The sequence below is a fragment of the Martelella sp. genome, from assembly GCF_984369615.1.
Genome location: NZ_CFHTCS010000041.1, coordinates 1 through 18,687, shown reverse-complemented (window position 1 = coordinate 18,687; position 18,687 = coordinate 1). Strand labels below are relative to the sequence as shown.

Here is an 18,687-nt window from a genome sequence, read left to right as displayed (position 1 = left end):
CAGCAGAACCATCGGCTTCGGCTTCAGCGCGTCGGAAATCACCAGCCCGGCGCCGACGAGGACCAGGCCCATGCCGAGCGCGGCGCGCGCCATCAGGTTCATCGCGTCATAGACCGGCTGATAGACCGGGATGGCAGCGAGATTGAAGGCGATGCCGATGAAGGCGGAGATGATCAGCGGGTTGGCGGCGATCTTGCGCGCCATCATGCCGACATTGCGGTTCTCGCCGGAAAACCACACCAGAACCAGCACGTTGATGAGGTTGAGGGGAATGATCGTGACCGTCATCATCAGCGAGATGACGGCCATGCCCTCAAGCCCGGCGAGCTTGTCGGCGATGGCGAGCGCCACGAAGCCGTTCCAGCGCGTCGTCGTCTGGAACACGGAGGTGAAGGCCGGACTGCCCAGCCCGAAGGCCCTGAGCAGCGGCCAAAGCGCCATCGTCAGGGCGGAGATGGCGGCGACGCCGAGAAGGGTCACCCAGGTTATGTCTCCCGCCGCAATCGTCGAAAAATCGGCCCGCGCCAGGGTGGTGAACAGAAGCGCCGGAAAGAGCACGTAATAGCCGAGCTGGTTGAGGCCATCCCAGAAATCGGCGCTGAAGAGCGGCAGGCGCTTCAGGCCGACGCCGAGCGCCACGGTCAGAAAGATCGGCAGAACACTTTCAAAGATGATCAGCATGCACGCATTCCGTGATTTCCTTACCGCCCGGTTAACTTTGCGAACCGAAGGCGCTTGCCAGAGAGAAAGAATTGCTGTCAGACAAGACAGGAGGAAAGGCGGAAAGGCAATGCAGGAGCGGATGACGCAGCGGTTTCAGATCGGGTTGATGGGTGCTGCGCTTGCCGCCCTTCCGGTCGAGCTCGCCGTCAGCGGCGCCATCCTGCTTGCCTTCGTGTTCGTCGATTATCTTTTCGACCCGAAGCGCATGCTGCGCGATCCGGCTGTGGATTGCGGTCCGGCGGGCGAGCAATAATCCTATCCGCGCGACAGGGCCGCAAGCCTGTCGAGCGCGCCCTGCAGGATGAAGGAGGCGGCAGCCGAATCGATCCGCCCGGCGCGCTTTTGCCGCGACACATCCATTTCCAGAAGCGCCCGTTCCGCGGCAACCGTCGACAGTCGCTCGTCCCAGAAGGTGAAGGTGAGAGGGGTCAGCGCCTCCATGTTGCGCACAAAGGCGCGGGTTGCCTGCACGCGCGGACCGGAAGAGCCGTCCATGTTCACCGGCAGGCCGATGACGAAGCCCGCGATTTCCTCCTTCTCGGCGAAGGCGAGCAGGGTTTCCGCGTCGTGCGTGAACTTGACGCGCCTGATCACCGGGCGCGGCGTCGCAAAGCGGCGCGAGAGATCGGAGACGGCAAGGCCGATGGTCTTGGTGCCGAGATCAAGGCCGGCGATTGCGGCATGTGGCGGCAGGGTTTCGGCCAGTTCCTCGATTGTCATCACTGTCATCGGTCTTTTCCCATGGTTTTGCCGCTTCCCGATGGAAAATGGCGCCTGTTCGCATTACGTTTTAGCCAATCGCGTTCAACTACCGTCTCGAAGGGAGAAATGCAAAATGAAGATCACCTGGCTCGGACATTCCGCCTTCCGCATCGAGATTGCCGATGCGACGATCCTGATCGACCCCTTCCTGTCCGGCAACCCCTCCTTCGAGGGGCTCGACCAGGCGGCGGTGACCAAGGGCGTCACCCATATCCTGCTCACCCACGGCCACGGCGACCATCTGGGCGACACGATCCCGATCGCAAAGGAAACCGGCGCGACCGTGCTTGCCAATGCCGATCTCGCCGCCTGGCTCGGGTCGAAGGGGCTTGAGAACCTGCAGCCGGGCAATACCGGAGGCACGGTCGATTTCGGCTCCTTTACCGTCACCTTCACCAATGCGCTGCACTCCTCCGCCTTCATTACCGAGGATGGCGTATCGCATGCGCTCGGCAATCCCAACGGGCTGATGCTGCATATCGACGACGAGCCGACGCTTTATCACATGGGCGACACGGATATCTTTTCCGATATGGCGCTGATCAACGAACTGCATGCGCCGGCGATCGGCCTCGTGCCCATCGGCGACCGCTTCACCATGGGCGGCGCGGTCGCAGCCCTTGCCTGCAAGCGCTATTTCAGCTTCGATACGGTGATACCGATCCACTACGGCACGTTCCCGATCATCGACCAGACGCCGGAGGCTTTCGTCAGCGGCATGGCCGGCGGGCCGACCGAAGTGCTGACGCCCAAACCCGGCGAAACGGTCGCCTTCTGATGAAATGCCCCGTTGCGAAGGGCGGCGACGCCCTTTATAGCGTGTGGTGAAATCGTGAAACCCGGAGAGCATTCATGTCCGTAGACACCGCGACCGTCAAACGCGTTGCCAGTCTGGCCCGCATCGCCGTCGATGAGGAATCGGCGGAGCGGATGACCGGCGAACTCAACGCCATTCTCGGCTTCGTCGAGCAGCTTGGCGAAGTTGACGTTACCGGTGTCGAGCCCATGACCTCGGTCATGCCGATGGAGATGAAGAAGCGTCATGATGTTGTGACGGACGGCGACAAGGCCGACGACATCGTTGCCAACGCGCCGGAATCCGAACGGAATTTCTTTCTGGTGCCAAAAGTTGTGGAGTGAGGGATGGTACAGCCGAAAATCGATATCGAGAGCCCCCAGCAGGATGACCTGAAGGCGCTCTTCACCGAACTGAAGACATCGCTCTCGCGCATGTCGTCTTCCGATGCGATCGACTACCAGCTGACCGTGGATGTCAGCACGCCGGGCGCCACGAGCTTCGTTGCCCGAGTCGACGGCAAGCCGGTCGCCACGGGCGCGCTGGTGCGCCACGGCAACGGCGTGGCGGAAGCCAAGCGACTGTTCACGGAGCCCGCCTACCGCAAGCACGGGATCGGCCGCGCCATCCTGCGCCACATCGCCTCCCTGGCGAAGAGCGAAGGACTGCGCGAACTGGTCATCGTCACCGATGCCAATCTGACGGAATCGATCGCCTTCTGCGAGAAGGCCGGTTTCGAACGCACGGAAAAGGTTCTGAACCACGCGCCAACCAAGCAGTCCGTCTTCTTTCGCAAGGCGCTATAACAACACGACAAAGTGAAGCAGATGACCGAACTGACCGCCCTGACCATCGCCGAGGCCCGTGACAAGCTTCAGGCGAAGGAAATCACCGCGACCGAACTGACGGCGTCCTATCTGAAGGCGATCGACGACTTCAACGGCACCTTCAATGCCTATGTCGCCGTCACGCCGGAAAAGGCGCTGGCGATGGCCAAGGCCTCCGACCTGAAGCTGTCGCAAGGCACCGGCGGCGCGCTGGAGGGCATTCCGCTCGGCATCAAGGATCTGTTCGGCACGCGCGACGTCCACACCCAGGCGGCCTCGCACATCCTCGACGGGTTCAGGCCGAAATACGAATCGACCGTCACCCGGAACCTCTGGGATGACGGCGCGGTCATGCTCGGCAAGCTCAACATGGACGAGTTCGCCATGGGCTCGTCCAACGAGACCTCCTACTACGGTCCGGTGATCAACCCATGGCGGGCCGAGGGTTCGAACCAGAACCTCGTGCCGGGCGGTTCGTCCGGCGGCTCGGCTGCGGCCGTTGCCGCGCATCTTTGCGCCGGCGCCACGGCGACCGATACCGGCGGCTCGATCCGCCAGCCGGCGGCATTCACCGGCACGGTCGGCATCAAGCCCACCTATGGCCGCTGCTCGCGCTGGGGCGTCGTCGCCTTCGCCTCCTCGCTCGACCAGGCGGGACCGATCGCGCGCGACGTGCGCGATGCCGCGATCCTCCTGAAATCCATGGCGAGCGTCGACGACAAGGACACGACCTCCGTCGACCTTCCCGTGCCGGACTACGAGGCCGCCATCGGCCAGTCGGTCAAGGGCATGAAGATCGGCATTCCGAAGGAATACCGCGTCGAGGGCATGCCGGAGGATATCGAGAAGCTCTGGCAACAGGGCATCGCCTGGCTGAAGGACGCCGGCGCCGAAATCGTCGACATCTCGCTGCCGCATACGAAATACGCGCTGCCCGCCTATTACATCGTCGCGCCGGCCGAGGCCTCCTCCAACCTTGCCCGCTATGACGGCGTCAAATACGGGTTGCGCGTGCCCGGCAAGGACATTGCCGACATGTATGAGAAGACCCGCGCGGAAGGCTTCGGCAAGGAAGTCCAGCGCCGCATCATGATTGGCACCTATGTGCTCTCGGCCGGCTATTACGATGCCTATTACCTGAAGGCCCAGAAGGTGCGCACGCTGATCAAGCGCGACTTCGAGAATGTCTTTGCGCAGGGCGTTGACACGATCCTGACGCCGGCAACGCCGTCGGCCGCCTTCGGCATCGCCGACGAGGCGCTCGCCAATGATCCGGTGAAGATGTATCTCAACGACATCTTCACGGTGACGGTGAACATGGCCGGCCTTCCGGGCCTTTCCGTGCCCGCGGGCCTCGACGCCAACGGCCTGCCGCTCGGCCTGCAGCTCATCGGCAAGCCGTTCGACGAGGAAACCCTGTTCCGCACCGCCGCCGTCATGGAAAAGGCCGCCGGACGGTTCACTCCGAGAAAGTGGTGGTGAGCGGGCGGCTTTCGCCCTGAAACGCGACTCCGTCAGTCCAGGTTTACGGCGCCGGCCGGAATAAGGCCCGCGCTGCCAAAACGCCTCCTTCCGGTGTCAATTCGGTCACACTCTCCGCGTTCAAGCGCGCCGTTCAATTGATTTGAAAGGCTGAACGTGAAGACGCTTATTGTGATGTGCCTGGCGGCCGGTGTGGCGCTTGCGGGCTGCACCTCCATGCTTGCGGAAAACGGCGAAACAGCCGCGATCGACCACTTCGTCAGTCCGCCCGAGGGGGCGACCGAGGCCTCCGCCGGCCCGGATGACCGGATGAAACTCTCCTATGCGGCGGAAGAGACGCCGAGCCTTGCCGCGGGCGCTTTCGACATGGTGGTGAAGCTCGGCAGCAGCAAGGTCGATGTCTATCGCTTCCGCGATCCCGACACGGGAAAGACCGGCTATTTCGATGCAGAAGGCTATCGCCTCGGGCAGTATCTGCTGCGCAACCCCGTGCCGGAGGGGCGGCGCACCTCCGGCTTCGGCAGCAGGCGCCATCCCGTGCTCGGCTATTCGCGCATGCATGCGGGCGTGGACTGGGCAGCACCCGTCGGCACGCCCATCCATGCCGCTGCCGACGGGGTCGTGAAGTTCGCCGGCAGGCACGGCGGTGACGGCCGCATGCTCGTGATCGACCACGGACACGGATACGAGACCGGCTACAGCCACCAGAGCCGTTTTGCGGACGGCATCAAGCCTGGCGCTGCCATTCGTCAGGGGCAGGTGATCGGCTATGTCGGCACGAGCGGCCTGGTGACCGGCGCTCACCTGCATTGCGAAGTCTCCGTCAACGGCCGCAAGGTCGATCCGATGAAGGTGCATTTCATTCGCGAAGGGCGGCTTTCCGGCGCGGCGCTGTCGAAATTCGAGCGGGCGGTCGCTGCCGACGGCCGGGAGAAGCACGCAGCCGCCGGCGTGTGACAGGGATTATCGCCCGTCGCCGTCCTTCTTCTTCTTCCCGTCCGGGCGGAAGGTGTAGCCGGTCTCCACGGCCGAGAGGCCGTATTTGTTCCGCAGCGCATCCATTGCGCTTTCCGCGGCTTTGCGGCGGGCGGCCTTCGGGTCGACGAGGTCGGGCGGGTCGGCGATCGCGGGGTCGCAGAGTTCGCTGATGCCGATGCCGATCAGGCGAAATTTCGTGCCGTCGGCCTCGTTCTTCATCAGCGACAGACCGGTGGCGAAGATCCGGTCTGCAAGCTGCGTCGGCGCTTCGAGGTGGCGGCTGCGTGTGCGGCTCCTGAAGTCGGCGGTCTTCAGCTTCAGCGTCACGGCGTGCCCGGCAAAGCCCGCCGCCTTGGCCCGCCGCGCGGTCTTTTCGCTCAGCCGGCGCAAATGCCCGGCCAGAGTCTCGAAATCGCTGATATCGGTGAAGAAGGTGGTCTCGTTGGAAATGCTCTTGGTCGCCCGCTCGGGCTTCACGCTGCGCGTATCCTCGCCGCGCGCCAGATGATAGAGCCGCTGGCCGATCGTGCCGTAGCGCCTCAGGAGTTCGTTCTTTTCCATCTGCTGGAACTGGCCGATCGTGGTCAGCCCGTCGCGCTTCAGCGTCTCGGTGAAGGCCTTGCCCACGCCCCAGATCATGCTGACCGGCTTGTCGGCGAGGAAGGTCATCGCCTCCTTCTCGCCGATCACGGAAAAGCCGCGCGGCTTCTGGAAGTCCGAGGCGATCTTGGCGAGGAACTTGCAGTAGGACAGGCCGATGGAAATGGTGATGCCGAGCTCCTTTTCGACCCGGATGGCGAAGCGGGCGAGCGTCTCGGCGGGCGTTGCCTTGTGCAGGCGCTCTGTGCCGGACAGATCGAGAAAGGCCTCGTCGATCGACAGCGGCTCGACCAGCGGCGTCAGGTCGAACATCATCTTCCGCAATTGCCGGCCGACGGCGGAATATTTCTCCATGTTCGGCGCAATGACGGTTGCCTCCGGGCAGGCCTCCAGCGCCTTGAACATCGGCATCGCCGATTTCACGCCGCGAATGCGGGCGATGTAGCAGGCGGTGGAGACGACCCCGCGCTTGCCGCCGCCGATGATCAGCGGCTTGTCGGCGAGCGACGGATCGTCGCGTTTCTCGATCGCCGCATAGAAGGCGTCACAGTCGATATGGGCGATCGAGAGCGTGAACAGCTCCTCATGGCGCAGAAGGCGCGGACTGCCGCACCGGGCGCAGCGGCGCAGGGCGCCCGCCGACGGAGCGAGACAGTCGCGGCAAAAGCCGTTTGCCTTGGAAGTCATCTCTGCCATGGCGATCGGAACAAAGGTTGAACATAGCCGAAAATAGTGCCGGCGACGCGCCAAGGCAAGCGGGGACGTCAGCCATTCTCGGCGATATGGCGGCGGATGATGGCCTCGGCATGGTCCCAGCCCGTGGCGACGACGGATGGCGGCGTGGTCTCGGGCGCCAGCGCGCGGTAGTCGTCGTCGATCAGGAGGTTGATCGTCAGCGCCTCCGGCAGGCATGACGAAACCGAACGGCAATTGTAGAGCATGTCGTCGACGAAGATCAGCAGCGGCGGGCTGGTTTCACACAGGTCTCTCAGCACCTCGCCCTTTGGCTCTTCCGAAGCGATCAGCGGAAAATCGAAGCCGTGGCGGGCAAGCAGCCGCCGCCTTGTTTCGCGATGGCGCGGCGGCATGGCCGTCAGAAGCAGAACATCGGCGACATCCGTCAGGCCTTCAAGAGTTTGGCGGGCGGCGGGGAAGGGTTCCTGCCAGTCCTCCTGGCTGTCGTAGAATGACGAGATCAGCGCCTTGACCTCGGCGTTTTCCACGCGCCGGCCGTCCTCCAGCGAAATGACATTGCCGTTGAGGGCGAAGGTCTCCAGCCTCAGTTCGTGATCATGCGCGCGCAGGAAGGCCTTGAAGGGCGCGACGAACTGCAGCACCACCTCGTCGACATCGACGACCAGAAGCGGCCGGTGGCCGATCCGAAGGTCGTCCGCCGATGCTTTCGCAAGCCGGGTCATTCGTCTCCACCATGGCCGTATTCGAGCCGCTGCCAGGCGCGCGAGACGGTCTCAGGGGCAATATCGTTGTCGCTGCAGAACGCCATCAGCGTCGGCTCATGGCCGGCGATGAAGCCGATCATGGCGCGCGCAAAGCCCGGATCGCCCGCGAGTGCGCGCAACTGGCCGGCTTCCACACCTGAAAGCGCGCAGAATCGGCTCAGCATCTCGGGTTCGCGGGAGAGCCAGACCAGAATGGCGATGGCGAGGTCTTGTTCCGACGCCGAATTTTCCGGCTCTTCTTGAAAATGTTGCAAGCGGATTTCCGTTTCTTAACCAAATCGTCCTAAACTCGGCATCTGATGCGCTGATACGGGCACGGACGTGATTCTAGCTTCTTGCCGGCGCGTTGCAAGCCGGTACAGGGGCCGGTGCAAGGGGATAGCGCGAATGGCAAAACAGGTTCTGATCGTCGAAGACAATGATTTGAATATGAAGCTGTTTCGTGATCTCGTCGAGGCGCAGGGCTATGAAGTGGTGGAAAGCCGGACAGGGACGGACGCGGTGGCGCTCGCCCGCCTGTTCAGGCCCGGACTGATACTGATGGATATTCAATTGCCGGAACAATCGGGTCTCGACATTGCCCGGGAGATGAAAGCCGACCGCGAACTCGCGAAGATCCCGATCGTCGCGGTCACGGCCTTCGCCATGCGCGGCGACGAGGAGCGCATTCGCGGCGCGGGTTTTGACGCCTATCTTTCGAAGCCGGTCTCCGTGCCGAACTTTATCAAGACCGTGAAGACCTATCTGGGTGATGCCTGAGGGGACGACGTTGAGACGCGCGACGCATGAAAGCATTGTCCTGATCGGCGGTGAGGGCGCCGTGGCCCAGACGCTCACGGCGATGCTGAGCGGCTGGTCGGTCGGGTTCTTCCAGGCCGACTTCTCCGACAGCGAGAGCACCATGGCGGCGGTCAACGCCGCAAGCCTCATCCTGGTGGCCGTCGATGACGATGCGCCGGGGCCGGCGCTGGCTTGCTGCGGCATCCTCAAGGAACATGATTCGGGCGTCAGCGCGCCCGTCGCCCTCGTGACGCCGGAGCGGGCGGACGCCACGCTCAGGCTCGCCGCGCTGCGCGCCGGCGCCGATGACGTGATCGGGCTTGAACACAATCTGGCAACGGCGGCCGCGCGCATTTCCGCTCTTTTGCGGTTCCGGACATTGCAGAGCGAGGCGGGCGCCTTTGCCGAGGCCTGGCCCTCCGCCCCGCGCGCCGCCGCCGTGCCGGACGAGACGGTGCGGGTGCTGATCGTTGCCGAGGATCCGGCCATGCGCCGGGACCTTCTGAAGAGCATGCTTTCGCTGACGACCACGGTTGCCACCGGCAATCTGCGGGAGGCGCTCTACCTGGCTTCCAGCCAGAGCTTCGACCTCGTGCTTGTCCATGGCGGGCCTGTGCTCGCCGACGGCCTCAGGATCTGCGGCCAGCTCCGCTGTGTGCCGGGCATGCGTTTCGTGCCCCTGTTCGCGCTCAGCGAACCGGGCGGGCTCGCCGACATTTCCGGCGACGCCGCGCGCAGCGCCGATGACTGCATGGCATGGCCGGGCGAGACCGGCGAGCTGATCCTGCGGGCGCTTCTGCATCTGCGCCGCAAGCGCTTTGTCGAGGCGCTCGGCACGGCGATCGATGATCTTTCCGAGGCGCCGGAAACGGTCGAGAGCGATACCGGGCTTCTGGCGCCGGAGCGTTTCGCAACGACGCTCAATGCGCTGAAGCGGGAGGCGTCCACTGCCGGCGCGCCGCTTTATATGGGCGTGGTGCGGGTGCCTGAGGACGCGAGCGGCGCGCGGGCGGAAGCGGTTGCCGCGCTGATCCGCTATCACCTGAGCGGGCGGGATGCGGCAAGCCGCGTGGAAGACGGGCTCTTCGCCATTCTCTACCCCGACCGTCGCCGCGACGACGCCGAACAGGCGATCGCGGCGCTGCGCCAGCGTCTCGATGCCAATCTCGCCAGGCTTCTGGGGGAGGGCGTGCAGGACGCCTACCAGCCCGCCGTTAATCCGGCGCTGGCCATCCGCACCGCGCTGACGGAAGTAAGCTGAAGCAGGGCAAAGTCATTTTGAAGAGATCCGCCGTCTGATCGTCTTGGCGGTTCTCGCCCGCAGGTGCTGCGGCGCAGCGCGTCTCGGGCTATCGCAACCGAGCGACCGTTTTTTGACCATCCGGTAAATCCCGGATAAATGCTTGGCCGTTAACCATGAAAGCGCCGGTTTCGGGCGAAAACATCGAAAATCGGTTGATTATTATTTCAGAGCGTACAAAATTGATGAAACTGCCTTTGGCAGTTGCCCCATGATGCTCAGGTCCGCCGCATCTCCTGGTCTCGTGGGGTCGGTCGGCTGATTGGCGACGGGATTCCTCGTGCCCGCGGCAATCAGCCGGCCGCTCTTCATGTTAGCGCTTTCTTTTTCGCTCTCGCGGGAACGCGCGCTCCTGACGCGCCGCGACTGCGCCGCGCGCCAGGCCACATGCGCCCGGCCGCGAACGGCCGACGGCACGTGCGGCCCTCAGTCTTCGTCCGGGACGAAATGCATGGCATGGCCGTTCATGCAGTAGCGCAGGCCGGTCGGGGGCGGGCCGTCGGGAAAGACGTGGCCGAGATGGCCGCCGCAATTGGCGCAGCGGATTTCGGTGCGCACCATGCCGTGGGAATCGTCGCGCAATTCGGTGACGACGCCGGGCGCGACCGGCTCGAAAAAGCTCGGCCAGCCGCAGCCGGCGTCAAACTTGGTGTCCGAGCGGAACAGCGCGGTTTCACAGCCGGCGCAATAGTAGGTACCTGATTCGAAACTGTTCCAGTACGGGCCGGTGAAGGGCCGCTCGGTGCCGTGCTCGCGCAGGATATGGTACTGTTCCGGGGTCAGTTCTTCACGCCATTGTGAATCGGACAGCGTTTTTTTCTGTTTATTGCTCTGGGTCAACGTCGCGCTCCGGATTGTTTTACCGTTTAATGGGATTGCCCGCTGTCTTACTTGGGTTTCCGGGCGAGGAAAAGCAATGGCTTGCATCCGTTTGGCGCGGCGCACGCGGTCAATGTCCCGGCGTCTTATCTCGCGGATGCGAAAAGGCACCGATCGCTCTTGAGCCGGTGCTTTTCTTGTCGTAACACGTCTGTTGTCTGTACTATTTACCCGTCCGGCTTGTATATTGTCAGTTTTTTGGAGACGCCATGACCGCCAGTGAAACGGCTCTTGTTCTTTTGGCCTTGTGCTTGCCTTTTCTGGGCGCGGTTCTTTCTCCGATACTCTACCGTATCTTCAAGTCGAGTGCGCCGTGGCTTCTTGCCCTTGTCCCGCTGTTCTCGCTGATCCAGTTCATCCGCCTCGTGCCGAGGATCGGCGAAGGCGCGGTGCTGACCGGCGGCTATGACTGGGTGCCGAGCCTCGGTCTGCGTTTCTCCTTCCTGCTCGACGGCCTTTCGCTGACCTTCGCGATCCTGATCACCGGCATCGGCACGATGATCATTCTCTACGCCGGCGGCTACATGAAGGGCCATGCCCAGCAGGCGCGGTTCGTGTCCTTCATGTTCCTGTTCATGGGATCGATGCTGGGCGTGGTCATCTCCGACGGCCTGCTGATGCTGTTCGTCTTCTGGGAACTGACCTCGATCACCTCCTTCCTGCTGATCGGTTTCGACAACGAGAAGGAAGCCTCGCGCCGCGCCGCGATCCAGGCGCTGGTGGTGACCGGCGGCGGCGGTCTCCTGCTTCTGGCCGGCGTGCTGCTGATCCAGCACATCACGGGGGCTTCCTCGCTTTCGGCGCTGTTTGAGACCGGCAATGTGCTGCGCGACAGCCCGCTCTATCTTGCCGCCTTCATTCTGGTGCTTGGCGGCGCCTTTACCAAATCGGCGCAGTTTCCGTTCCATTTCTGGCTGCCGAACGCCATGGAGGCGCCGACGCCGGTTTCCGCCTATCTGCATTCGGCCACCATGGTGAAGGCCGGCGTCTATCTTCTGATGCGGCTCAATCCGGTGATGGGCGATACGGCGCTGTGGACCATCGTTCTGCCGGTCTTCGGCGCGGCAACGCTGATCGTCGGCACGCTGCTCGCCATCCGCCAGACCGACCTGAAGCTGATGCTCGCCTATACCACCGTCTCCTCGCTCGGCCTGATGGTGATGATGACGGGCATGGACATTCCGCACGCTGCGGAAGGCGCGGTGCTCTATCTGATCGCCCATTCGCTGTTCAAGGGCGGGCTGTTCATGGTCGCGGGCCTGATCGACCACGAGACCGGAACCCGCGACCTGACGAAACTCGGCGGTCTGGCGAAGGCGATGCCGATCACCTTTGCCGCCGGTCTTGCCGGGGCGATCTCCATGGGCGGCCTGCCGCCCTTCGTCGGCTTCCTGGCCAAGGAGGGGATCTACGAGGCGCTGGCCGCCGGCAGTCTTTATGCGACGGTCTTCCTGCTGATCGCGATCCTTGGCAATGCGCTGATGTTCGCCGTCGGCTTCGGCGTCGGGCTGAAGCCCTTCATCGGCGAAAAGACCGAGACGCCCAGGCATGCGCATGAAGGGCCGGCGCTGATGTGGCTCGGGCCGATCGTGCTCGGCGCCGCCGCCTTTCTCGCGGCCGTCTTCGCCCATTTCTTCAACAGTCATTTCTCCGGCCCGATGGCCTCGGCCGTTGCCGGAAAAGAGGTCGAGATCCACCTGTCGCTGATCCCGCATATCGGCCTGCCGCTCGCTTTGTCGGTGCTGACCGTGATCATCGCGCTTTTCGTCTACTGGCGTCTTTCGCAGGCGCGCGCGGCCATGGCCGCCATGTTTGCCCGCCTCGGTCCCGGACCGGATGCCTGGTTCGACGGTTTCATGCGCGGCATCGTGCGCCTGTCGTTCAGGGTTACCCAGACCGTGCAGCCCGGCCGGCTGGAGTTCTACATCACCGCGACCTTCTGCATCATTGCCGCTGTGCTGCTGGTGTCGCTCTTTTCCTTCGGCGAGTTGCCGCAATGGCCCGGCCTGCCGGAAGGCTTCCTGCTGGGCCACTGGGTGATCATCGCCCTTGCCGTCGGCGGGCTGCTGGCGGTGATCAACGCCCACAACCGGCTGACGGCGATCGTCACGCTCGGCATCCAGGGCTTTTCCGTCGCGGTGCTGTTCCTGCTGCTCGGCGCGCCGGACCTCTCCTTCACGCAGTTCATGGTCGAAACGCTTTCGGTCGTGATCCTGACCCTGGTGATGACGCGTTTGAACCTTGCGCCCTCGGACCATCGCGCGTTCGGACAGAAGGTCTTCGACGGCGCGGTGGCATGCCTTTGCGGGCTCGGCTTCGCCCTGCTTTTGATGCGCGTCACCCAGGTGCCGTTCAACGACAGCCTGACGGCATTCTTCAATGCCTATTCGAAGATGATCGCCCACGGCCAGAACGTCGTCAACGTCATCATCGTCGACTTCCGCGGAACGGATACGCTGGGCGAGATCGCCGTGGTGATGATCACCGGCCTTGCCATTCTGGCGCTGATCCGCGTGCGGTCCGACCGGGCAAAGGCCACCCCCGTCGCCAAACAGGAGAAGGCACAATGAACACGCTGATCTTTCGCACCGCCGCGCCGTTCCTCTCGGCGCTGATGATGCTGTTTTCGATCTTCGTTCTTCTGCGCGGCCACAACGCGCCGGGCGGCGGCTTCATCGGCGGGCTGATCGCGGCCTCCGCGATCGCGATCTTCGGCATCGCGTCGGGGGTCTCGGCGGTGCGCCGGGCGATCCATTTCCATCCGATGTCGATTGCCGGCGCCGGTTTGCTGCTCTCGACGCTGTCGGGCTTCATCTCGATCTTCGCCCAGGTGCCGTTTATGACGGCGCACTGGATCTATCCGGTGATCTTCGGCGTCGAGGTGCCGATCTCCACGGTCACGACCTTCGACATCGGCGTCTATCTGGTGGTCTTCGGATCGATTTCCTCGATCTTCCTGGCGCTTGAAGAAAAGGACCACGCCTGATGGAATTCGTGCTTTCCTGTCTTGTCGGCCTGTTCTTCGCCGCCGCGATCTATCTGATGCTGTCGCGCCACAGCGTCCGGATCATGCTTGGCATCGCCATTCTCGGCAATGCGGTCAACCTGCTGATCTTCACCGCCGGACGGATCTCCGGCCTGGTGCCGCCGATCATTCCGAAGACCATGGACACGCTGCCTGCCGGCACGGCCAATCCGCTGCCGCAGGCGCTGATCCTGACGGCGATCGTGATCTCGTTTTCGTTCTTCGCCTTCCTGCTGGTCCTCACCTACCGCGCCTATCAGGACCTCAACACCGATGACACCGACGACATGCGGGCTGCCGAACCCAAGGACCAGCCCATGCCGCCGCTCGGCTACTGAACAAGGATTTAGAAAAACACGCTCATGGCCGCTTCGTCCTCCGCCCATTCCGTCGATCTGTCGCTTGCGCTGACCATGGAACCGTCAACGCTGACGGACTGGCTCGTCATCCTGCCGGTTGCGATCTGCATTACCGTCGGCGCCTTTCTGATGCTCATCCGCAAGCACACCGTCTGGCATCCGATCATCGCCATCCCCGCCCTTGTCCTTCTCGTGGTCGTGGACTGCCTTCTGGTCTTCAGCGTCTCGACCCAGGGGCCGATCACCATGGTCGCCGGCCGCTGGCTGCCGCCGTTCGGCATTGCCTTTTCCGCCGACCTTCTGGGCGCCCTTTTTGCCCTTGCCGCAGGCATTGCCGGGCTCGCCGGCGCGATCTTCGCGCTCGGCGATATTCGCGCGAGCGGCAGGCGCTACGGCTTTTATCCCTTTCTGCTGCTGCTGATGGCCGGCGTCTCCGGCGCGTTCCTGACCGGGGACATCTTCAACCTCTATGTCTGGTTCGAGGTCCTGCTGATTTCCTCCTTCGGCCTGCTGATTCTGGGTTCCTCCCACGAACAGCTTGACGGGGCGATGAAATATGCGGTTCTGAACCTGATCGGCACGACGCTGTTCCTGATCGCGGTCGCCTATACCTACGCCGTGTTCGGCACGCTCAACATGGCCGATATCGCCATGCGGGCGCGGGCTGCGCCGATGCTGCCGACGGCGACGATCGGCGCGCTTTTCGTGCTGGCCTTCGGCATGAAGGCGGCGGCGTTCCCGGTCAATTTCTGGCTGCCCGCTTCCTACCATACGCCGCGCACGGTGGTCTCCGGCCTTTTCGGCGGACTTCTGACCAAGGTCGGCGTCTATGCCCTCCTGCGGGTGATGGTGATGATCCTGCCGGCCGACCTCGAGCGGCTCGGCGCGCTCGTCTCGCTCAGCGCCTTTCTCACCATGGCGCTCGCCGGGCTCGGCGCGATCGCCCAGCACGATATCCGCCGCATGGTCGGCTATGTGGTGATCATCGGCATCGGCAATGTCTTTGCCGGCGTGGCCGTCGGCGGGGTTTCGGGGCTTGAGGGCGCGCTCGTCTATGCGCTCCATTCGATGATCCTGATGACGGCGCTCTATTTCATCGTCGGTCTTGCCGGAAAGCTTGCGGGCGGATTTTCGCTGAACGCGATCGGCGGGCTTTACCGCAGCAATCCGGCCTTTGCGGGCTTAAGCCTTGCCGCCTTTTTCGCCGCCGCGGGCCTGCCGCCGTTCTCCGGCTTCTGGCCAAAGGCGCTGCTGGTCCGGGCGACGCTCGGCGACGGACAGTGGTGGCTGGCCTTCGCCATTCTTTTCGCCGGCTTCTGCACCACGATCGCGCTGGGGCGGGTCTTTCTTCTGGCCTATTGGCGACCCGCCGCCGCGGCGCCCGCGGCCAGGGTCCGCTTGACGCTGTCGGAAAGCCTGCCGGTGGTGGGGCTGATGGCCCTCGTCGTGGCCTTCGGCGTCTATCCCGAGCCGCTGCTTGCGATCGCCACGCGCGCCGTCGAGGGGCTTCTTGCGCCCGAGGCCTATTTCATGTCGGTCTTTCCCGGGGGAGCGTCCTAGATGTCATCCATGCTGCTCTTGAACCTTGTTCTGGCCATTGTCTGGGTTGCCGTCACCGGCAGCGCCTCGCTGCACAACCTCGTCTTCGGTTTCGTCATCGGCGCCATCTCCGTCGGCCTCGTTCGCCACCAGCTCGGCGGAACGGGCTATTTCTCGCGGGCAAGGCGCGTCACCGCGCTGTTCCTGGTGTTCCTCTATGACCTGATGAAGTCGGCCTGGTCGGTCGCAAGACTCGTCTGCTCGCCGCGCATGGAGGTGAAGCCGGGCATCCTGCGCTTCGAACTCTCGCTCGAGAAGGATTTCGAGATCGTGCTTCTCGCCAACATGATCACGCTGACGCCCGGCACGCTGACCGTCGATGTTTCCGACGACAGGAAATATCTCTTCATCCATGCCATCGACTGTTCCGATCCCGACGGCATTCGCCGCGACATCGCCAACGGTTTCGAGAAGAAGATCAGGGAGGCCTTCGCCTGATGACGCCTGATATGATCGTTTCAGCCGCCGCCGACATCTCGATCGGCATCCTCTCGCTGGCGCTTATCCTGACCGCCGTGAGGGTGGTGAGGGGCCCGACCCTGCCGGACCGCGTTCTGTCGCTCGACATGCTCGTGGCGGTCGCCATTGGCTTTATCGTCGTCATAGCCATTCGTTCCGGCTTCACGCTCTACATCGATATCGCCATTGCCCTCGGCCTCGTGGGTTTTCTGGCAACGGTGGCCTTTGCCCGCTTCATCCGCTCGAGCGCCATGCGCGACGAGACCGAAACCGGGTTTCAGGTCAAGCCGCACCCGATGGCCTATGATTCGGGAAGCAGCGGGGAGGACGTCCCGGTCGTCTCCGCCGACGAAACGAAGAAGGAATAAGCCGTATGGACTATGTTGTCGCCCTGTTCGTCTCGTTCCTGATGCTGGCCGGCGCGCTGTTCACGCTGACGGCGGCCATCGGCATTCTGCGTCTTCCCGACCTCTACACGCGCATGCATGCGGCCTCGAAGGCGGGCACGGTCGGCTCCGGCCTGATCTTTCTGGCCATCGGTTTTCATTCCGGCGAGATCGCGACTTTCGTCCGGGCCTTCGCCGGCATCGCCTTTTTCGTGCTGACGGCGCCGATTTCGGCGCATCTCCTCGCCCGCGCCGCGCATGAGGTGGGCTATCCGCTGCATGAAAAAACCGTTCAGGATGAGCTCCAGAGTAGTGAAGAGGTTTAGTTGCGCGGTAATCTTGCCTGACTGCTCGCCAAGTATAAGAAAAAGTGCGCGGGGCTCAATCAAAGTTCCTATAACTTTTCATAATCGGCATTATTTTTTAATCAATGTAACTTTACTTTTCTGTGTAGGGTGGTATTTGCTGCTGTGAGCATGAACAGAAAGCTCTTGCTGGAATAGAAAACAAAACTGTCTCTACGTCGATGCGGGCGCGGCCTTGTTCGGTAGACGGCCGTTCTCCCGAAGCTAAACGTACCCCACGCTTCGAAGCAATCGCCGACGGTTCGGAATATCTGTCCGGACATTGTCGTCGTTTAGGCTCCTGGCGGGAACGTTGGCGGTGGGGTCGAAGACGAACAGAAAAGTATAGGAGTGAAGAATGACGGAAGCTGCGGTCGAACAGGATACCCAGAACCTCGTCGAACTGACGGCCGATATTGTCGCGGCCTATGTCAGCAATCATGTGGTCCAGACCACGGATCTGCCGGGTCTGATCCGCGAAGTGCACGCCGCGCTGAGCAATACGGCCCGTCCGCAGGAAAGCGCCCCGGCTGCCGAAAAGCAGAAACCGGCGGTTTCCGTGCGCAAGTCGATCAGCGGCGATCATCTCGTCTGCCTCGAATGCGGCGGAACCTTCAAGTCGCTGAAGCGCCACCTGATGACCCATCACGACCTGACGCCCGACGCCTATCGCGAGAAATGGGACCTGCCGGTCGACTATCCGATGGTCGCGCCCTCCTATGCCGAGGCCCGCTCGCGGCTTGCAAAGGAGATGGGGCTCGGCCAGCGCCGCAAGCGCTGAGCCGCCGCTCCGGATCGGAGTCCCGCAAGCGCTCCGGGTCCCGCAGGAGATTTATATCTTGATGCCAGCCGCGAATGCGCGCTGGCATTTTTTTTTATGCAAGCGCTGTCAGATTCCTGCGCCGGGTTATCCGCAATGCACGCATTAAGTGTATGTTCATCTTCGCTCCCGTAAAAGGACCCGGTTGATCAAAGTAGGAAAAAAGTCCTAAGATTGGCCAAAATTCAGCAATAAAAACAGTTGGGCGACTGCACAGAAACCCGCCTTCCGTCCCCGTCGTGCCGACAGGTGCAAGAATATAATCCTATTTTAGCCGGGAGATGACATGAACGAGTACAAAGCAGAATCCACAGCGCCCTTCCATCAGGCCTTTGTCCACCAGGTCGCCGGGGCGTGGTCATTCGAACGCGCCGGCCAGATGGCGGATATTCGCACCGCGTGCCGCATTGTTCTCCTGATCACCAGGGAGATGGCGCAGGTCGCCGGCGATCGCGTCTCGCTCAAGGCGGACCGTCGCCGGTCGGTCTCCCATTTCCGGCAGATCGCCATGTATGTCTGCCACGTCACGCTGCAATTGTCGCTGAGCGAGATCGGGGCGGCTTTCGGCCGGGACCGGACGACGGTTGCCTATTCCTGTCGGGTGATCGAGGACCGGCGGGACGACCGCGCCTTCGACGAATTCATCGCCTCGGTGGAACGGCTTGCCTATTCCGTCGTCGTTGCGGCGGGAGTGCGGGAAAATGCATGAGGGGAGGGCGGCGGCGATGACGGGCGCGCGGACGGGCGAGAAGACGCCTCTTGAGATGCTGGCCCGCCTGAAGGGGCGCGATGGCGGCCGGTTTCTGCCGCAGGACGCCCATGACGCGGGCGAGCGCCTGTTTTCGGATTTCAACCGGGCGCAGATGCAGCCCAGGATCACGGCCTCGCTTCAGCCGCGGCTGGAAAGCCGGGCGCGCGCAATGCGCTCTGACGCCGCCGGACTGTCCGACAGCGCCCTTGACGCGCGCCGGCGCGTCGGCCGCGCGCTCCTCTCCGTCGGTCCGGAGCTGGCCGACGTTCTGCTCGATTTCGTCTGTTTTGAAAAAGGCCTGGAGCAGATGGAGCGGGAACGGCAATGGCCCGTGCGCTCGGCGAAGCTGATGGTCCG

Annotated in this window: 24 protein-coding genes; 18 read left to right on the top strand and 6 right to left on the bottom strand. The window is 63.1% G+C overall.

What is annotated here, in order from left to right; translation table 11 throughout:
- On the bottom strand, positions 1–681 hold a 681-nt coding region (locus tag AC5DC2_RS05795), incomplete at its 3' end, for an AEC family transporter (protein ID WP_491697818.1).
- Positions 682–802: 121 nt separating this feature from the next.
- On the opposite strand from AC5DC2_RS05795, the gene AC5DC2_RS05790 reads away from it, so the two are divergent.
- The gene (locus tag AC5DC2_RS05790; protein WP_156484733.1) at positions 803–976 is read left to right on the top strand and encodes a hypothetical protein; all 174 of its coding nucleotides are present in this window, start codon (positions 803–805) and stop codon (positions 974–976) included.
- A 2-nt stretch (positions 977–978) separates the two neighbouring features.
- Here the strand turns inward: AC5DC2_RS05790 and ruvX are convergent, their stop codons facing one another.
- Positions 979–1,452, bottom strand: coding sequence for a Holliday junction resolvase RuvX (ruvX, locus tag AC5DC2_RS05785; RefSeq protein ID WP_491697817.1), 474 nt, complete (start codon positions 1,450–1,452; stop codon positions 979–981).
- Between the two features lie 106 nt (positions 1,453–1,558).
- On the opposite strand from ruvX, the gene AC5DC2_RS05780 reads away from it, so the two are divergent.
- The 5 genes from AC5DC2_RS05780 (at position 1,559) to AC5DC2_RS05760 (ending at position 5,547) form a co-directional block, all read left to right on the top strand.
- Complete coding sequence (locus tag AC5DC2_RS05780) at positions 1,559–2,263, top strand: metal-dependent hydrolase (RefSeq protein ID WP_024707345.1); 705 nt, start codon at positions 1,559–1,561, stop codon at positions 2,261–2,263.
- Positions 2,264–2,337: 74 nt separating this feature from the next.
- Positions 2,338–2,625, top strand: a complete 288-nt coding sequence (gene gatC / locus AC5DC2_RS05775) for an Asp-tRNA(Asn)/Glu-tRNA(Gln) amidotransferase subunit GatC (RefSeq protein WP_024707344.1) — start codon at positions 2,338–2,340, stop codon at positions 2,623–2,625.
- A 3-nt stretch (positions 2,626–2,628) separates the two neighbouring features.
- Positions 2,629–3,087 (top strand): GNAT family N-acetyltransferase, encoded by a 459-nt coding sequence (locus tag AC5DC2_RS05770; protein ID WP_491697816.1) that lies wholly within the window; start codon positions 2,629–2,631, stop codon positions 3,085–3,087.
- 21 nt (positions 3,088–3,108) lie between these two features.
- Positions 3,109–4,590 carry an Asp-tRNA(Asn)/Glu-tRNA(Gln) amidotransferase subunit GatA gene (gatA, locus tag AC5DC2_RS05765; protein WP_491697815.1) on the top strand — a complete coding sequence of 494 codons (1,482 nt, stop codon included), beginning with the start codon at positions 3,109–3,111 and terminating at the stop codon, positions 4,588–4,590.
- Between the two features lie 156 nt (positions 4,591–4,746).
- Positions 4,747–5,547, top strand: coding sequence for a M23 family metallopeptidase (locus AC5DC2_RS05760; protein WP_491697814.1), 801 nt, complete (start codon positions 4,747–4,749; stop codon positions 5,545–5,547).
- A gap of 6 nt (positions 5,548–5,553) precedes the next feature.
- Here AC5DC2_RS05760 and AC5DC2_RS05755 read toward each other — a convergent pair whose 3' ends face one another.
- From AC5DC2_RS05755 to AC5DC2_RS05745, 3 genes are all read right to left on the bottom strand, one after another.
- Positions 5,554–6,864: a DNA polymerase IV gene (locus AC5DC2_RS05755; RefSeq protein WP_491697813.1), complete on the bottom strand. Its 1,311-nt coding sequence runs from the start codon at positions 6,862–6,864 to the stop codon at positions 5,554–5,556.
- Between the two features lie 68 nt (positions 6,865–6,932).
- A complete protein-coding gene (locus AC5DC2_RS05750; protein ID WP_491697812.1) occupies positions 6,933–7,586 on the bottom strand; it encodes a hypothetical protein in 654 nt (217 codons plus the stop codon).
- Positions 7,583–7,882 carry a DUF3572 domain-containing protein gene (locus AC5DC2_RS05745; RefSeq protein WP_024707338.1) on the bottom strand — a complete coding sequence of 100 codons (300 nt, stop codon included), beginning with the start codon at positions 7,880–7,882 and terminating at the stop codon, positions 7,583–7,585. The genes AC5DC2_RS05750 and AC5DC2_RS05745 overlap by 4 nt, the downstream gene beginning before the upstream one ends.
- A 133-nt stretch (positions 7,883–8,015) precedes the next feature.
- Here AC5DC2_RS05745 and AC5DC2_RS05740 point away from each other — a divergent pair, with 133 nt between their 5' ends.
- Positions 8,016–8,387: a response regulator gene (locus AC5DC2_RS05740; protein ID WP_024707337.1), complete on the top strand. Its 372-nt coding sequence runs from the start codon at positions 8,016–8,018 to the stop codon at positions 8,385–8,387.
- A 10-nt stretch (positions 8,388–8,397) separates the two neighbouring features.
- Positions 8,398–9,669, top strand: a complete 1,272-nt coding sequence (locus tag AC5DC2_RS05735) for a hypothetical protein (protein ID WP_491697811.1) — start codon at positions 8,398–8,400, stop codon at positions 9,667–9,669.
- Positions 9,670–10,134: 465 nt separating this feature from the next.
- Here AC5DC2_RS05735 and msrB read toward each other — a convergent pair whose 3' ends face one another.
- Positions 10,135–10,548 carry a peptide-methionine (R)-S-oxide reductase MsrB gene (gene msrB / locus AC5DC2_RS05730; protein ID WP_491697819.1) on the bottom strand — a complete coding sequence of 138 codons (414 nt, stop codon included), beginning with the start codon at positions 10,546–10,548 and terminating at the stop codon, positions 10,135–10,137.
- Positions 10,549–10,796: 248 nt separating this feature from the next.
- On the opposite strand from msrB, the gene AC5DC2_RS05725 reads away from it, so the two are divergent.
- The 10 genes from AC5DC2_RS05725 to AC5DC2_RS05680 all read left to right on the top strand — a co-directional run.
- Positions 10,797–13,157 (top strand): putative monovalent cation/H+ antiporter subunit A, encoded by a 2,361-nt coding sequence (locus AC5DC2_RS05725; protein ID WP_491697810.1) that lies wholly within the window; start codon positions 10,797–10,799, stop codon positions 13,155–13,157.
- Positions 13,154–13,573: a Na(+)/H(+) antiporter subunit B gene (locus AC5DC2_RS05720; protein WP_024707332.1), complete on the top strand. Its 420-nt coding sequence runs from the start codon at positions 13,154–13,156 to the stop codon at positions 13,571–13,573. Before AC5DC2_RS05725 ends, AC5DC2_RS05720 begins: the two co-directional genes overlap by 4 nt.
- Positions 13,573–13,950 (top strand): Na+/H+ antiporter subunit C, encoded by a 378-nt coding sequence (locus AC5DC2_RS05715; protein ID WP_024707331.1) that lies wholly within the window; start codon positions 13,573–13,575, stop codon positions 13,948–13,950. Before AC5DC2_RS05720 ends, AC5DC2_RS05715 begins: the two co-directional genes overlap by 1 nt.
- 24 nt (positions 13,951–13,974) lie before the next feature.
- Positions 13,975–15,531, top strand: a complete 1,557-nt coding sequence (locus tag AC5DC2_RS05710) for a Na+/H+ antiporter subunit D (protein WP_491697809.1) — start codon at positions 13,975–13,977, stop codon at positions 15,529–15,531.
- Positions 15,532–16,008: a Na+/H+ antiporter subunit E gene (locus AC5DC2_RS05705; protein ID WP_244435532.1), complete on the top strand. Its 477-nt coding sequence runs from the start codon at positions 15,532–15,534 to the stop codon at positions 16,006–16,008.
- Positions 16,008–16,397 (top strand): cation:proton antiporter, encoded by a 390-nt coding sequence (locus tag AC5DC2_RS05700; protein WP_081725725.1) that lies wholly within the window; start codon positions 16,008–16,010, stop codon positions 16,395–16,397. The genes AC5DC2_RS05705 and AC5DC2_RS05700 overlap by 1 nt, the downstream gene beginning before the upstream one ends.
- A 5-nt stretch (positions 16,398–16,402) precedes the next feature.
- Positions 16,403–16,741, top strand: coding sequence for a monovalent cation/H(+) antiporter subunit G (mnhG, locus tag AC5DC2_RS05695; RefSeq protein ID WP_491697808.1), 339 nt, complete (start codon positions 16,403–16,405; stop codon positions 16,739–16,741).
- A 376-nt stretch (positions 16,742–17,117) separates the two neighbouring features.
- Entirely contained in the window at positions 17,118–17,540 is a 423-nt protein-coding gene (locus AC5DC2_RS05690; protein ID WP_491697807.1) for a Ros/MucR family transcriptional regulator, read from the top strand.
- A gap of 325 nt (positions 17,541–17,865) precedes the next feature.
- Positions 17,866–18,288, top strand: a complete 423-nt coding sequence (locus tag AC5DC2_RS05685) for a helix-turn-helix domain-containing protein (RefSeq protein ID WP_491697806.1) — start codon at positions 17,866–17,868, stop codon at positions 18,286–18,288.
- Positions 18,281–18,687, top strand: a 407-nt coding sequence (locus AC5DC2_RS05680) for a DUF6456 domain-containing protein (protein WP_491697805.1), incomplete at its 3' end; no start/stop codon positions are given. The genes AC5DC2_RS05685 and AC5DC2_RS05680, both read left to right, overlap by 8 nt.

Excerpts from the sequence above, each read along its gene's own strand:
- AC5DC2_RS05720 (WP_024707332.1), top strand. The coding sequence starts at position 13,154 with ATGAACACGCTGATCTTTCGCACCGCCGCGCCGTTCCTCTCGGCGCTG.
- gatA (WP_491697815.1), top strand. The coding sequence starts at position 3,109 with ATGACCGAACTGACCGCCCTGACCATCGCCGAGGCCCGTGACAAGCTT.
- AC5DC2_RS05770 (WP_491697816.1), top strand. The coding sequence starts at position 2,629 with ATGGTACAGCCGAAAATCGATATCGAGAGCCCCCAGCAGGATGACCTG.
- mnhG (WP_491697808.1), top strand. The coding sequence starts at position 16,403 with ATGGACTATGTTGTCGCCCTGTTCGTCTCGTTCCTGATGCTGGCCGGC.
- AC5DC2_RS05715 (WP_024707331.1), top strand. The coding sequence starts at position 13,573 with ATGGAATTCGTGCTTTCCTGTCTTGTCGGCCTGTTCTTCGCCGCCGCG.
- AC5DC2_RS05750 (WP_491697812.1), bottom strand. The coding sequence starts at position 7,586 with ATGACCCGGCTTGCGAAAGCATCGGCGGACGACCTTCGGATCGGCCAC.
- AC5DC2_RS05790 (WP_156484733.1), top strand. The coding sequence starts at position 803 with ATGACGCAGCGGTTTCAGATCGGGTTGATGGGTGCTGCGCTTGCCGCC.
- AC5DC2_RS05700 (WP_081725725.1), top strand. The coding sequence starts at position 16,008 with ATGACGCCTGATATGATCGTTTCAGCCGCCGCCGACATCTCGATCGGC.
- AC5DC2_RS05780 (WP_024707345.1), top strand. The coding sequence starts at position 1,559 with ATGAAGATCACCTGGCTCGGACATTCCGCCTTCCGCATCGAGATTGCC.
- gatC (WP_024707344.1), top strand. The coding sequence starts at position 2,338 with ATGTCCGTAGACACCGCGACCGTCAAACGCGTTGCCAGTCTGGCCCGC.
- AC5DC2_RS05710 (WP_491697809.1), top strand. The coding sequence starts at position 13,975 with ATGGCCGCTTCGTCCTCCGCCCATTCCGTCGATCTGTCGCTTGCGCTG.
- AC5DC2_RS05725 (WP_491697810.1), top strand. The coding sequence starts at position 10,797 with ATGACCGCCAGTGAAACGGCTCTTGTTCTTTTGGCCTTGTGCTTGCCT.
- AC5DC2_RS05755 (WP_491697813.1), bottom strand. The coding sequence starts at position 6,864 with ATGGCAGAGATGACTTCCAAGGCAAACGGCTTTTGCCGCGACTGTCTC.
- AC5DC2_RS05685 (WP_491697806.1), top strand. The coding sequence starts at position 17,866 with ATGAACGAGTACAAAGCAGAATCCACAGCGCCCTTCCATCAGGCCTTT.
- ruvX (WP_491697817.1), bottom strand. The coding sequence starts at position 1,452 with ATGACAGTGATGACAATCGAGGAACTGGCCGAAACCCTGCCGCCACAT.
- AC5DC2_RS05740 (WP_024707337.1), top strand. The coding sequence starts at position 8,016 with ATGGCAAAACAGGTTCTGATCGTCGAAGACAATGATTTGAATATGAAG.
- AC5DC2_RS05690 (WP_491697807.1), top strand. The coding sequence starts at position 17,118 with ATGACGGAAGCTGCGGTCGAACAGGATACCCAGAACCTCGTCGAACTG.
- AC5DC2_RS05705 (WP_244435532.1), top strand. The coding sequence starts at position 15,532 with ATGTCATCCATGCTGCTCTTGAACCTTGTTCTGGCCATTGTCTGGGTT.